This is a genomic window from Paenibacillus sp. FSL R5-0766, from assembly GCF_037971845.1.
Taxonomy (GTDB): domain Bacteria; phylum Bacillota; class Bacilli; order Paenibacillales; family Paenibacillaceae; genus Paenibacillus.
On the sequence record NZ_CP150227.1, the window covers coordinates 2,676,055 to 2,689,196 of the forward strand.

General features: G+C 45.5%; 12 protein-coding genes. 10 read left to right on the plus strand and 2 right to left on the minus strand.

Annotated features, from left to right (window positions below; genetic code table 11):
- Nucleotides 1–79 precede the first annotated feature (79 nt).
- Both MKY66_RS12245 and MKY66_RS12250 read left to right on the plus strand, forming a co-directional pair.
- Complete coding sequence (locus MKY66_RS12245) at nt 80–1,711, plus strand: S-layer homology domain-containing protein (protein ID WP_256704337.1); 1,632 nt, start codon at nt 80–82, stop codon at nt 1,709–1,711.
- Between the two features lie 387 nt (nt 1,712–2,098).
- Complete coding sequence (locus MKY66_RS12250) at nt 2,099–3,016, plus strand: NAD(P)/FAD-dependent oxidoreductase (protein WP_076216211.1); 918 nt, start codon at nt 2,099–2,101, stop codon at nt 3,014–3,016.
- Nucleotides 3,017–3,127: 111 nt separating this feature from the next.
- On the opposite strand, the gene MKY66_RS12255 is transcribed toward MKY66_RS12250, so the two are convergent.
- The gene (locus MKY66_RS12255) at nt 3,128–3,343 is read right to left on the minus strand and encodes a hypothetical protein (RefSeq protein WP_076216209.1); all 216 of its coding nucleotides are present in this window, start codon (nt 3,341–3,343) and stop codon (nt 3,128–3,130) included.
- Between the two features lie 246 nt (nt 3,344–3,589).
- On the opposite strand from MKY66_RS12255, the gene MKY66_RS12260 reads away from it, so the two are divergent.
- The 5 genes from MKY66_RS12260 to MKY66_RS12280 all read left to right on the plus strand — a co-directional run bounded on the left by MKY66_RS12260 (nt 3,590) and on the right by MKY66_RS12280 (nt 7,020).
- Nucleotides 3,590–3,943: a DUF3243 domain-containing protein gene (locus MKY66_RS12260; RefSeq protein WP_076216207.1), complete on the plus strand. Its 354-nt coding sequence runs from the start codon at nt 3,590–3,592 to the stop codon at nt 3,941–3,943.
- A 546-nt stretch (nt 3,944–4,489) separates the two neighbouring features.
- Complete coding sequence (locus MKY66_RS12265; protein WP_076216205.1) at nt 4,490–5,056, plus strand: hypothetical protein; 567 nt, start codon at nt 4,490–4,492, stop codon at nt 5,054–5,056.
- Between the two features lie 156 nt (nt 5,057–5,212).
- Nucleotides 5,213–6,070: a heme o synthase gene (gene cyoE, locus MKY66_RS12270; protein ID WP_076216203.1), complete on the plus strand. Its 858-nt coding sequence runs from the start codon at nt 5,213–5,215 to the stop codon at nt 6,068–6,070.
- A gap of 239 nt (nt 6,071–6,309) precedes the next feature.
- Nucleotides 6,310–6,792, plus strand: coding sequence for a tetratricopeptide repeat protein (locus tag MKY66_RS12275; protein ID WP_076216201.1), 483 nt, complete (start codon nt 6,310–6,312; stop codon nt 6,790–6,792).
- A gap of 30 nt (nt 6,793–6,822) precedes the next feature.
- The gene (locus MKY66_RS12280) at nt 6,823–7,020 is read left to right on the plus strand and encodes a hypothetical protein (RefSeq protein ID WP_076216199.1); all 198 of its coding nucleotides are present in this window, start codon (nt 6,823–6,825) and stop codon (nt 7,018–7,020) included.
- A gap of 45 nt (nt 7,021–7,065) precedes the next feature.
- On the opposite strand, the gene MKY66_RS12285 is transcribed toward MKY66_RS12280, so the two are convergent.
- Complete coding sequence (locus tag MKY66_RS12285) at nt 7,066–7,941, minus strand: LysR family transcriptional regulator (RefSeq protein WP_076216197.1); 876 nt, start codon at nt 7,939–7,941, stop codon at nt 7,066–7,068.
- A 165-nt stretch (nt 7,942–8,106) separates the two neighbouring features.
- Here MKY66_RS12285 and MKY66_RS12290 point away from each other — a divergent pair, with 165 nt between their 5' ends.
- The 3 genes from MKY66_RS12290 to MKY66_RS12300 all read left to right on the plus strand — a co-directional run bounded on the left by MKY66_RS12290 (nt 8,107) and on the right by MKY66_RS12300 (nt 13,071).
- The gene (locus MKY66_RS12290; protein ID WP_076216195.1) at nt 8,107–9,054 is read left to right on the plus strand and encodes a DMT family transporter; all 948 of its coding nucleotides are present in this window, start codon (nt 8,107–8,109) and stop codon (nt 9,052–9,054) included.
- Nucleotides 9,055–9,242: 188 nt separating this feature from the next.
- Nucleotides 9,243–10,274 (plus strand): LacI family DNA-binding transcriptional regulator, encoded by a 1,032-nt coding sequence (locus MKY66_RS12295; protein ID WP_076216193.1) that lies wholly within the window; start codon nt 9,243–9,245, stop codon nt 10,272–10,274.
- 247 nt (nt 10,275–10,521) lie between these two features.
- Nucleotides 10,522–13,071 (plus strand): glycoside hydrolase family 2 protein, encoded by a 2,550-nt coding sequence (locus MKY66_RS12300; RefSeq protein ID WP_076216191.1) that lies wholly within the window; start codon nt 10,522–10,524, stop codon nt 13,069–13,071.
- Nucleotides 13,072–13,142: the final 71 nt, after the last annotated feature.

Here is a 13,142-nt window from a genome sequence, read left to right on the forward strand (position 1 = left end):
ACATTTAACCACATACGGCCTCGCTTCAATTTGATACGATGATAGTTGATCGTAATCCAATGAAGCGAGGCTTTTTGATGTGAATAATAGATTAAAAGACATAACGAACCAACGGATATGGAAAATAGCTTTATGCGGGTTATTAACACTTGGATCGGTGGCTGGATACGGCTCTACCGTTCAGGCTGCAAGCGTGCAGCAACAGTTTCAGGATACGCACACCAGTTACGCTAAGGATGCCATTACACATCTGGTGGCCAAAGGTATTGCTGCCGGTACGTCAGAGACTACGTTTGAACCGAAGAAAGCCGTTACTCGTGCAGAGTTTGCGACGTTTGCGGTTAGATTGCTAGGTTTGAAGTCCGTAAAAAATAATATAAATCCCTATCAGGATATAAGCATGAATGCTTGGTATTACGGCAACGTTGCCGCCATGACGAATCTTTTTATTTTGGAGGGTAAGGGTCAGGGAACTTTCCAGCCTAATGCTTCCATTACGCGTGAAGAAGCGGCTGCCCTTCTTGTGCGGATGTTAAAACAACAACCCGTAGAGACATCACTCTTATCTTCAACGTATTTTGACGCAGCGGATATCTCGGACTGGGCACGTCCTTATGTGCAGACAGTATATCAACTTGGACTAATGCGGGGAAGCGGAGGCGTGTTCCGACCACATGACCAGGTAACGCGGGAAGAAGCAGCCGTAATGCTTGATGCCATTTTACAAAAGAAAACATGGTCTGAGCAGTTACAACGTGGGGATGAACTTGGCATTCAGCTGGGCTGGCAATATAACTCCACTACAACTGAATTCAAGAAGCAAGTGGAACAATCTGAGGTCAATACACTTGTCCCACGCTGGTTTTTCCTGAACAGCAGTATGAAAGTAACAGATCACGCGGACCCTGCATTGATCTCCTGGGCATCCGCTACCAACAGACAACTATGGCCATTGCTTGGCAATCGTTCCGATTCGGCACTTACCCATCAGATGTTATCGAGTTCAGTCAACCGAGCAGCAGTGATCTCACAGGTAGCCGCTTATGTCAAAACTTATAAACTGGACGGCATTAATGTGGACTTCGAGAATGTTGATCCTGCGGATCGTGAAGGTCTGACGGCATTTGTCACCTCCTTGACGGCTACGTTGCACGCACTGGGTGCAGTTGTTTCTGTGGATGTATCGCCAGACCTGGGTACTGATTGGACGGATGCATTTGATTATGCCAAACTGGGCGCTGTATCGGATTATATGGTGCTGATGGGATACGAGGAACACTGGAACGGTGATCCAAAAGCAGGGTCTGTGGCCTCTCTTCCATGGGTGGAAAAAGCTTTGGATACCATGCTCTCCGAGGTGGTACGTGCCAAAACAATTTTGGCCCTTCCATTGTATACACGAGACTGGTCTTCCGTGAATCCAGCAACCAGCTCTTGGGACATTACACTGGCAGACCAGGGAATGCGTGCGCATGCTACGGGATCTGTAAGACGATGGGATGCAAGTCTGGTTCAATATATTATCGGGTACAACAGTAATGGTAAGCCAAGATATATATGGGCAGAGGATAGTCGTTCTTTATCAGCCAAAGTGTTAATGAGTGAGCAACGGCAAATTGCTGGACTGGCTTACTGGTATATGGGCGGCGAAACAGCGGATGTATGGAACGCGATTTCGAATGCATCGCGATTTGAATCGTATAACTTCTAAATATTCATGAATTTGATAGACTCAAGCGAACCGGGATGTTGCCGGATGGTTTGGGTCTGTTTGTTTTGGTATAAGATAAGCAATATCAGGAATCGTTTAAGCTTGGCTGAACGGTTTAATGTATATAAGGACAAAATATATATATATTGAGCTAAACATTTACACAAAACGGAGAGGACAGAACGAATCTGAAGAAGCGAAGCGTGCGCCTAAAAGCTTTCTGAAAAAAAGCTGCATCGAAAGCATACGCTTATCCCCGGATTTACCCTTTGTAGAAGGTATTAAAAAAATCTGGGGATAACAGCGATCGGAAGGTTGTTTTGTCATCGGAGTGACCAGTGTAAATATTCTTTAGTTCAATGTATATAGTTCAGGAGGAGAAGGAGCATGCGAGAGGTTGATTGCATAATTGTAGGTGGAGGGCTCGCAGGGCTTCAGGCAGCCATTCAGCTTGGACGTTATTCAGCTCATCAGGTGTTGGTAATCGACGCGGGAGAAGGCAGATCGACGTTGTGCCGGACTTATCATAATATCCTCGGTTTCCCCGATGGGGTATCCGGTGAAGAGCTTAGAGAACGAGGCAGGATGCAGGCAGAGCGGACCGGTGTATCTTTTGAGAAAGACCGTATTGTTAAAGCAGGACGTCATGGAGAGAAGATCCAATTGTTCGGTACTTCAGGAACTGAATATAGGAGCAAAACCGTGTTATTGGCAACGGGGCTCACGGATAGAGTTCCGGACATTCCGGGACTAACCCCTACGCTGGGTCGAACCGTGTATGTCTGCCCTGATTGTGATGGTTATGAGATTCAGGATCAACGTACGGTACTATTGGGATCTGGCGAACCAGGTGCCAATATGGCGATGATTTTAATTCAGCGTACGAATGATCTGTTATATATTAATCATGAGCAGGCTCCCATATCTGCAGAGCTGCATCGCAGCATGAAAGAGGCGGGAGTGCGTTATCTGGAAGCGGCTGTCCAGGAAGTGCAACAGATTGAGGATGGTCATATCACCGGTGTTCTGACCGAAGATGGTCAGATTTTTGAGTCGGAGCGTGGATTTATTGCATTTGGAGGCAATCGTGTACACTATGAACTGGCGGAGCAGCTTGGAGCTGTAATCGCAGATAACAAACATGTAGAAGCTGATCCACGTAGCTTGCAGGCAGCGAATAATGTATGGATAGCCGGGGATCTGGGCCTGCACGCTGAACAAGCAACCGTTGCGATGGGTGAAGGTTCCATTGCCGCGATCTGGATTCATAAGGCGTTACAGCAGATGACAAAAGATTCACGTTGAATTGCACCTCCAGATATGAGGTTGATTACTCAATTATTACCAAAAAGTCCTCCCAAGCCATGCGTATGGCAGGAGGACTTTTTAAGCTAACTTTTGCTATGGAGAAAAGGATTACGCTTGTTTGTCTGATGAATCCGTTGACTTGGAAGAAGACTTCTCGTCCTTTGAGTCATGTGAGAAATCTTTGCGAATGTTGTCCACGATATCACCAACCACGCCTTCGATCATATCGGTTGGTCCGGGATTATTTTTGTCTGGATGGATAACGGTATTTACTCCTGGTTCAAGTTCATCGTTTGTCTTCTCATGTTTGGTTTTATCACGCATGGGAAATCCCTCCTGGTTCGATATTGTATAAGGTGTTCATTAACATATCCAAACACCGTTACGTATATGTAAACGATTAACCGCTGTAGTTCTTTTGAAACGTGTACTTGCTCATATATAGAAGATATATACAGAATTGAACGTACTGATTAAACTTCTGCAATACGTTTATATTATAGATAACCAGTGAGTATTAAGTTTAAAGCTCCAAACCAATAAACAACTATTATGCAGGAGGTTATTCAGATGAATGAAGAAAATCATGTAATCCATAAAGATGGCCAGGTTTCAACGGACAAGGTGGACAATGCAATCGAGAAGATTGCGCCGGAAGAAAGAGAACAGATTCTACAGAACTTTGATGCATTCAAAGAATACCTGGGTAAGCGAATTGCCATGGGAGAATCTATTGGACTAAGTGAGGAGCAGATGGCCAAAATTGCCGAGAAAGTAGCGGATTATCTGGCAGCTCGGGAGGAACCCCGGAATCGTGAAGAAAAACTGCTTCAGGAGTTGTGGAATGTCGGTAAGGAAAATGAACGTCACATGCTGGCTCATATGCTCGTTCGTTTGGCACAAAGCTCCACACCCAATCATTAAGATTAGTATCTATGCGGGAACCTGTGACGTCTTATTCAGGGGTTAGAAAGCCCAGCAGCAATCTAAGGAATCTGATACACGCTATATGGTATAAACAGCCGTTTATAGCGTGTTTTCAGGGGATTTTGGCAAATAACGTGTCTCATGTTCCTTTCAAAATAAAAGGAGCGCCAGAAGAGCAAAAAAGACGTCCTCGGTTCCTTAGTTGTCTGGACCATTCGTCAGGACTAGGCAGCTTGGACTTCAAGATGTTTTGGACACAGACATCCTTCAACGTATCACTTGCCTGAGTTTAAAAGACACACCCTAGTAAAGAACCTCTGAATGGCGATGCCTTCATTGGTTCTTTGCTGTTTACGGAGACTATAGACAGAAGTAATGACGCGCATTGTAACTATTTTTAATCTGGCTGATACTTTTATAATCCCTGTTCCAAGTATGATAGGAAAAGAAAGAACGTTGGAATTGATAGTTCACATGAGCGTTTGAGAAGCAAGACTTCCGGTTAAGGAATAGTAACGTTCATATTAAGGAGAGATGTTACCTATGAAGAACGCGACAAAACAATGGAAACTACGAATGATCGGTGCAGTTGTTGCTTTACTTGGTATGATTGTGCTGACTACATATTTACTTACCCCTGCGAATGCTCAAGGTAGTACGGATGCTCAACAGCCTTCTGGCAAAGACGCACAGGTTGCGAACTCCGAGATGTTTACAGCCTATGTTGAAGGTATGCATATAGAAGACGGCAAATTGTTTATGACAGTGGACAAGATTGGCTGGTATCAGGGTGAAGAAGCCGATGCGATTTTTGCACAGCGTAATCCGGAAGCAGGTATAGACGGTGCTCCAGATGGTTACTATATTGTCAATGACAGCAAAGAGCAGGAACAAGTTGAGGTTGGTGCCAATGCTGAAGTGTTGATGCAGTTGTATGATCGGGATGGTACGATGCAGGGCGTAGACATTCAGTGGAACGAACCCGTGACATTATCCAAGTTCGAATCGTTGTATGAGAATACTCGTATTCTTGATCTGTCCGTATTCCCGTATCATCTGACGGTGCAGGATGGAAAAGTGACTAAAATTGTGCAACAATACATCCCATAAAATAAGATGAAATTCATCATCAAGCATTCCTCCTGTTCATTGGAACGGTGAGGGATGCTTTTTGGTTATGACAAATTCATGAAAGCGATTGTAATTAATGGTAGGTACATGTATCATTATTGGAATGGCGTTTTTACATAGTTCAGGAGGAGCCTCATGCTTAAAGACATGATTGCATTAACTAAGCCCGGACTACTAAGGTTAAATGTGTTTGCGGTGGCGGTAGGATTCTGGGTAGCTTCAAAATGGGATATCAACTGGTTATCTCTGCTCATGGTCGTGATTGGATCAACTTTGGTTATTGCTTCAGCTTGTGTTATCAACAATTATTGGGATCGTGAATTGGATCAAAAGATGGAGCGCACCAAAAAAAGGATGGATTACATTAACCATCTGAAGCCAGGGTTTGTACTTGGCTATGGCATTATCCTTGGTGTTGTGGGACTAGCAGTACTGTATCTCCTGGTGAATCCGTTATCAGGCTGGATGGCACTGCTTGGGTGGTTCGCTTACATCGTGATTTACACGATGTGGTTGAAACGCAGTTCAACGTGGAGCACGTCGCTCGGTGGAATTGCGGGAGCGATGCCGCCTGTCATCGGTTATACGGCTGTAACCAATGAGATTGATGCAGGTGCCTGGTTGCTGTTTGCACTATTATTCTTGTGGCAGCCACCACACTTCTGGTCATTGGGTATTCGCCGGGTAGAGGAGTATCGCGCTGCGGGCTTCCCGTTGTTGCCAGTGGTTAAAGGGGTGAAACGCACCAAGTTTCAGATGATTCCTTATGTTTTTCTGCTGCTTCCTGCTGTATTTCTGTTGTATTATTACGACTACGTTGGTCTGGTATTTCTGATTGTATCTCTGGTCGGTGGACTGATCTGGTTTGTGCATACACTTAGCGGACTGAAGACACAGGATGATGAGAAGTGGGCAAAAGTAAACTTTCTGATCTCGGTTAATTATCTCATGCTTGTATTTATTGTCATGGTAGCAAATACGGTATGGTCTTAATCAGACGATGAACAGATCATTTTCAGAGAGATTTCACCGTTCTGTCATCGAAGTGTCCAGTGGAAATATGCTTTAGTCCATTTTTTATAACAAGCTGCATCGAATGAAAAAGCACACGATGGAATAGCGTTTGGACAACCTTAAGTTGTTACAACATATTCTCTGGGGTGCTTTTTTGGTATAATAAAACAATTGAATCATATATGTGGAAATTATAATGCAAGATGGGAAGTGACAGCATGAGTAATTTGGAACAGGCCGTGCGATGGAGACAAGAAGGTAAGGTGCAGGAAGCGATTGAACTACTGCAAGAGATTACAGTCCAGGAACCCGAGAATGCCAATGTCTGGTATCAGCTGGCTTGGGCGCATGATTCGCTTGGGTTAGAGCGGGATGCTGTCCCGCATTATGAGAAGGCACTAAGTCTTGGACTTTCTGGCGAGGACAGAGCAGGTGCAATACTTGGACTAGGCAGTACATATCGAACGCTTGGACAGTATAAGCAGGCGAAGATTTGGTTTGAAACGGGCATGAAAGAATTCCCGGCGTACCGGGAATTTGAAGTTTTCTATGCCATGGTGCTCTACAATCTGGGTGAACATGCAGAAGCGATGCAAAGACTGCTCGTGCAACTTGCGGACACATCAAGTGACAAGAGAATCAATGACTATAACAGAGCAATCCGTTACTACGCAGATCAGCTCGATCGGGTGTGGGAATAGATCGAATACACAGAAAAGGGAGATGGATGAATGGACTCCAATCAAGAACTGAAACAGGTAAATGAAAGATTGGATCAGATTGAGCAAAAGCTGGATAACCTGGGAGGCAGCCAGCGGAACAAACGCTCACCTAGCGTGCGCTTCCTGATTGGTTTTGGCATCACGATTGCGATTATATCTGTACTGCTGCTGACTCTTGGTGTTATCCAATTTGTGAGTATCGGATAGGAGAAATCGATCTTAACTACAAAGGTAGTGATTCTCCACATTAACTTACATAGCCTGGCCGAGCCACTGTTGCACCTCTTCAATGAACCGGCGCGTAGCTGGCGATAGATTGCCCAAAGACGGACAGGCCATGCCAATCGTACGATAAGGATCACCAGAGAGTGGAACGAGCGCGAGTGAATCAGTATGATTTTGAAGTACCATTTCCGGAAGCAGGCTGATACCAAGACCATTACGGACCATCGCCATGATGGCTTGATCTTCTGCGACTTCATAGACAACATTGAGCTTGGCTGCATGCTGCCGGATCAGTCGTTCTATCTCGTTATCTCCGCCCCACTTGGGCAGAATAAAGGGTTGCTCCAGCAGAATATCAAACGAAACAGACTCCTCTGAGGCGAGAGGATGATCCAGAGGCAGGATGCACATCATCCTGTCTTTTTGTAATGGGATCGTCTCAAAAGGTGATGAATCGCCAAGGGACAGAAATCCAAGATCGATGGCACCTCCAGCTAACCAGCCCTCAATCTCAGCATAATCACCTTCCCACAGCTTAATCTCAATTCCGGGATGACGTAGACGAAATTGTTTCAGAATGCCCGGCAACCACTGTGTGGACACACTGGCGAAAGTACCAATACGCACGGTACCAATCTCCGCGCCGCGAATGAGGGAGATTTCCTGATTCATGAGTTCCGTCCAGCGCAGAATTTCACGGGTGTATCCCAGAATGCGTTCGCCTTCAGCGGTAACACGCACACCGGAGCGGCCGCGATGAAGCAGTGAAAAACCACATTCTGTCTCCAGACTTGCAATGGCATGGCTGACTGCGGATTGGGTGATATTCAGCGCTTCAGCTGCTTTGGTGAGACTGCCATACTCTACAACGGTATTCAAAATTTCGTATTTGATCAGTGACATGAATGGTCCCGTTCCTTCCCATTTTCAATACATGATTTTATTTCATATAATCTATTATAAATATTCATTTTTATAATGCAAAGAGATCGTTTATACTTGCCAAGGCGAGTTAGTTTGACGCACGATCACACAGATCAGAATACATAGAATGAAGGTTGAAGCAAGATGAATGGTGTACAGGTTAATCAAGGTCAGGCAACAAGAAGAGCGGACATACAGATGCTGCTCGCAACGGTCATATGGGGATCATCCTATCTGTTTATGAAATCGGGCCTGGAGTCCATGCAAGAATTGAATCTGGTCGCATTTCGTTTTGGAATTGCCTTTATTGCCGCAGGACTTCTTTTTCATCGGCGGTTGTTTAAGATGGATCGCAGAACACTTGTGGCAGGAGCGATTATGGGGACAGCTTTATTCGCTGCATTTGTATTCATCACCTATGGTGTGCAACGAACAACGACATCGCAGGCGGGATTCCTGATAAGTTTGGCCGTTATTTTTGTACCGATCCTAACGACCATCCAGCATCGTCGTATGCCAGACAAACGATTGACGCTCAGTATCCTGGTTGCAGTTACCGGGCTTGGCTTGTTGACGCTTCAACATGAGCTTAGTCTGCACACGGGAGATATTCTCTGTATACTAGCAGCACTTGTGTATGCCATCTATATCATGATTGCTGGCAAGTTCACACCGAAGCATGATCCATTAACATTAGGGACAGTTCAATTGGGTGTTGCGGCGGTGTGGGGAATTGCAGCTACATTTATGCTGGAGACGCCACGTATGCCCGATACGGCTGAATCCTGGGCAGCCATTCTCGGGTTAGGTGTTTTGTGTAGTGGCTTGGGGTATATTCTGCAGACACTCGCGCAGCGTCATGCCTCTCCTACAAGAACAAGTCTGATTTTTTCACTCGAACCACTATTTGCAGCGGCCTTTGCATTTACCTTTCAAGGAGAGTCGCTAACGTTGCAAGGGTATGCAGGAGCAGCTTTGATGTTGGTCGGTGTTCTGATCACAGAGATCAAACTTCCACAGCCTATCTTCTGGCGCAGAAAACGCCCGGTTTTACAGTCGGAACTCGGCGATCAGGGAGCACCAAGTGTATAATTGGAGGACAAAGGGTTCTTTCGTCATCTTCTATGAAGGTGGGGAGAGGGCCTTTTTTGGTTATGTCGTACACCTTGTGAAACAGATAAACATCTACCTAACAAAAACAAAATAACATAACCTTGTTTTGTTGATTTTTATTTTTTATGCTACACTGAATGGAAAATTAGGAAAAACGGGTGAGTAGGATGGCCAAAAGAGTAACGATGCAGCAAATTGCGGATGCTGCGGGGGTGTCCAAATTCGCAGTCTCCCGTGCGCTGACGGGCAAGCCTGGTGTGAGTGAGCATACACGCGAGATGATTGTCAGAACAGCGGGGCAGCTCGGATATTTCAGAACTGAGCCTAAGCGTTATCCGAGCGAGACACAGATATCAACGGAGATGAAGCCAGAAGCGGAGCGACAAGGCACGATATTGATTTTGTTTCCCAACATTCGTTCTCAGAATCGATCTTCCTTATACTGGGGTCCAGTGTTTGATGGCATTTCTGAGAGGCTGAATGAGAAGGGAATGGATATTCTAACGCTGACAGAACCCTCTTCAGATCGGATGTTCTCGGTCCTTAATCCCGACGCAATCAGCGGAGTCATTACCGTGGGCACCATCTCGACATCGGTATTGCTGGAGATTTATAGGCTGCGTATTCCGCTTGTCATGGTGGATCATGAAGACCCTGCCATATACGCTGACTCGGTTTTTACGGACAATATGAAATGTATGAAAGAACTGGTTCTGATGCTCGTTGGAAAAGGGTATAGAAAGTTCCAGTTTGCCGGGCAACTGCCCGATGCGGCAAGTTTTAGAGAACGCTGGCTTGGATATCGTACGGTGCTGGAAGAGAAGCAGTTGGAGGGGGAACAGCAAGAAGGGTTGCTGGGACCAGAGTATGATGAGATCCGGAGATCCATTGCTGAAATGGAGCTGGAGGATATCCCTGAAGTATTCGTGTGTGCAAATGACCATACAGCTGTCATTGTCATTCAGGCACTCCAAAGTCGAGACATTCAGGTGCCTGAACGCTGTGCTGTAACCGGATTTGACAATACGCAGACGGATGAACCCATTCTTGCTTCGGTACATATTAACAAAGAGAATCTGGGAACAAGAGCAGTAGATCAGCTGTTGTGGCGGATCAAACATCTGGATGAACCTTATGAACGCAAGCTGATCTATTCCGAATTAATTATTCGTGATGAATATAACGCCAGTATAGAGTAATGTGATATAAAGTTGATGAACTATTCTAACAATGAACATACGTGTAGATGAAATCAGGTGAAAGACATGGAGAGGTTGGAGCTTCATGTCTTTTTGGTATGCAGAAACCATTTAACAAATTAAATTACAAAACAGATTGACTATAAGAAGCATATCGTGTTAATTTTGTTTTGTAAGTTATTTGTTTTTATAATAACAAAACCTAACAAAATAATATTTACCAACTCTAACAACAATGGAGGCTGTCATGAGCACAATACAATCACATGTTTTTCAGAATTGGACGTTCAAGGCTTGCGAAGATCAAGAGTGGATGCCGGCTCAGGTGCCCGGCTGTGTGCATACAGATTTGCTGAAGCTGGGCAAGATTCCAGATCCTTTTTATGGAACAAACGAGAAGGAAGTACAATGGATTGATAAGATAGATTGGGAATATCAGACGGAATTTGACGTTCCCGAAACGTTGTTCTCGCAGGAACATCTGGAACTGGTGTTTGATGGTCTGGATACATATGCGGATGTGTATGTGAATGAGGTGCATGTGTTATCAGCAGATAATATGTTCCGAGTATGGAAGGCAGATGTAAAGTCTGTATTGAAGGGGAAAGGCAACATTCTCCGAATACGTTTTCGGTCTCCAATTCAGGAAGACCTGCCTAAGCTGGAGAAGCTCGGATATGCATTACCGGCATCGAATGATCAGTCCGATGTTGGTGGACTTGGCGACAAGAGAGTAAGTATTTTTGCACGTAAAGCCCCGTATCACTATGGTTGGGACTGGGGTCCGCGTTTTGTAACCAGTGGGATCTGGCGTGAAGCACGTCTTGAAGGTTGGACACAGGTACGAATCAATGATGTGTATATCCAGCAAAATGAAGTAAGCGCTACCTCAGCTTCATTAACTGCTGTTGTGGAAGTCGAGACATCACAAGCGGTAGATACGATTATTCGTATCGGCGCAGATGGACAAAGATGGGAAAAATCCGTATCGCTACAACCCGGAACTCAGACTGTGGAGATTCCAGTCTCCATTGATGAACCGAAACTGTGGTGGAGCCGTGGGCTTGGTGATCCGCATATGTACACCTTCCTTACCGAAGTGCTTCAAGGTGAGCGAGCTGTGGCTGAATCTACAGTGAAGACTGGGCTTCGTTCCATTCGCTTGGTACGTGACAAAGATGAAGCAGGAGCATCCTTTTACTTTGAACTAAATGGTGTTGCGGTCTTTGCCAAAGGGGCCAATCACATTCCGAATGATAGCTTCATCACTGAAATTACTCATGAACGTTATCGTCATGAGATCGTATCCGCAGCCGAATCCAATATGAATATGTTGCGTGTGTGGGGTGGCGGAATCTATGAGCAGGATGTGTTCTACGAACTGTGTGATGAATACGGAATCCTGGTATGGCAAGACTTCATGTTTGCATGCAGCATGTATCCAGGAGATGAAGCGTTCCTGAACAGTGTGAGACATGAAGCCATTGATAATGTGAAACGTCTGCGCAATCATCCAAGTATTGCACTCTGGTGTGGGAACAACGAGATTGATTCGGCATGGGCTCACTATGTTGAAAATGGTGGCTGGGGTTGGAAAAAGGAATTTACTGCCGAGCAGCGTGAAAGCATCTGGGCCGATTACGAAGCCATCTTCCATGATCTGCTGCCAGAAGTGGTTGAAGCGTATGCTCCAGGTGTGGATTACTGGCCTTCTTCACCACTGGTATCACTGACAGGGGATGAGACGCAACATGCGCACCCGTCCACAGCCGAAGGGGATATCCACTACTGGGGCGTGTGGCACAATGTAGAACCATTCGAAAACTACAACGTGCATGTGGGTCGTTTCATGAGTGAATACGGATTCCAGTCTTTCCCGGAGTACAAGTCAGTACGCACTTACGCAGAAGAAGAGGATCTGGCTCTGGAATCGGAAGTCATGCTGGCTCATCAAAAGAATGGGGCAGGTAATCGTCTGATCAAACAGTACATGGATATGTACATGCATGAATCGAAGGACTTCCCATCGTTCCTGTATATGAGCCAGGTGCTTCAAGCAGAAGCGATGAAGACAGCCATTGAAGCGCACCGTCGCCGCAAACCATTCTGCATGGGCACACTTTACTGGCAAATGAATGACTGCTGGCCGGTGGCTTCATGGGCAGGTATGGACTACCTTGGTCGTTGGAAAGCATTGCAATATTATGCGAAACGCAGCTTCAGCGATGTGTTGGTATCCGTAGATGGAACAAAAGAAGATACAACAGATATATATATCATCTCGGATCAATTACAACCTGTAAAAGGGCAGTTACAGATTCGTTTGCTCGGGTTCGATGGAACGGTGCATCGTGATGAAACACATGACGTGACCTTGGCACCTAATACAGGTGATCGAGTGCTGTCATTACGTAACACGGAATGGCTTGAAGGTCATGATACAGCTAACACGCTGCTGCGCCTGGATCTGAAACAGGAAAGTGCGGCGAATATCGTACAGGAACACTATTTTGTACCGTCCAAAGACCTTGCTCTGCAGCCTGCAAACATCAATGTAAGCGGGGGAGCGGATGAGAACGGCGTTCATCTGGTGCTGGAAAGTGATGTGCTTGCTAAACAGGTATGGCTATCTTCGGATGTGGAGGGTGTCTTCTCGGATAACTTCTTCGACCTGATTCCTGGCATTCCGGTGAAGGTGCACTTTACGTCCAGAGAGGGAATGCAGTCTAATGATGTGATATCAAATCCGGGACCGATCGAGGTTCGATCCATGATTGATTTTATTCGTTTGACCTAGAAGACACGGTTGGAGTCTCTCGTAAGAGAGATTTCAACCGTTTTTTTATTGAAACCTGACCCCATTTATAT

Coding starts and splice junctions, on each gene's coding strand:
- MKY66_RS12255 (WP_076216209.1), bottom strand. CDS start 3,343: ATGCGTGATAAAACCAAACATGAGAAGACAAACGATGAACTTGAACCA.
- MKY66_RS12285 (WP_076216197.1), bottom strand. CDS start 7,941: ATGTCACTGATCAAATACGAAATTTTGAATACCGTTGTAGAGTATGGC.
- MKY66_RS12280 (WP_076216199.1), top strand. CDS start 6,823: ATGGACTCCAATCAAGAACTGAAACAGGTAAATGAAAGATTGGATCAG.
- MKY66_RS12265 (WP_076216205.1), top strand. CDS start 4,490: ATGAAGAACGCGACAAAACAATGGAAACTACGAATGATCGGTGCAGTT.
- MKY66_RS12250 (WP_076216211.1), top strand. CDS start 2,099: ATGCGAGAGGTTGATTGCATAATTGTAGGTGGAGGGCTCGCAGGGCTT.
- MKY66_RS12290 (WP_076216195.1), top strand. CDS start 8,107: ATGAATGGTGTACAGGTTAATCAAGGTCAGGCAACAAGAAGAGCGGAC.
- MKY66_RS12260 (WP_076216207.1), top strand. CDS start 3,590: ATGAATGAAGAAAATCATGTAATCCATAAAGATGGCCAGGTTTCAACG.
- MKY66_RS12275 (WP_076216201.1), top strand. CDS start 6,310: ATGAGTAATTTGGAACAGGCCGTGCGATGGAGACAAGAAGGTAAGGTG.
- cyoE (WP_076216203.1), top strand. CDS start 5,213: ATGCTTAAAGACATGATTGCATTAACTAAGCCCGGACTACTAAGGTTA.
- MKY66_RS12300 (WP_076216191.1), top strand. CDS start 10,522: ATGAGCACAATACAATCACATGTTTTTCAGAATTGGACGTTCAAGGCT.
- MKY66_RS12295 (WP_076216193.1), top strand. CDS start 9,243: ATGGCCAAAAGAGTAACGATGCAGCAAATTGCGGATGCTGCGGGGGTG.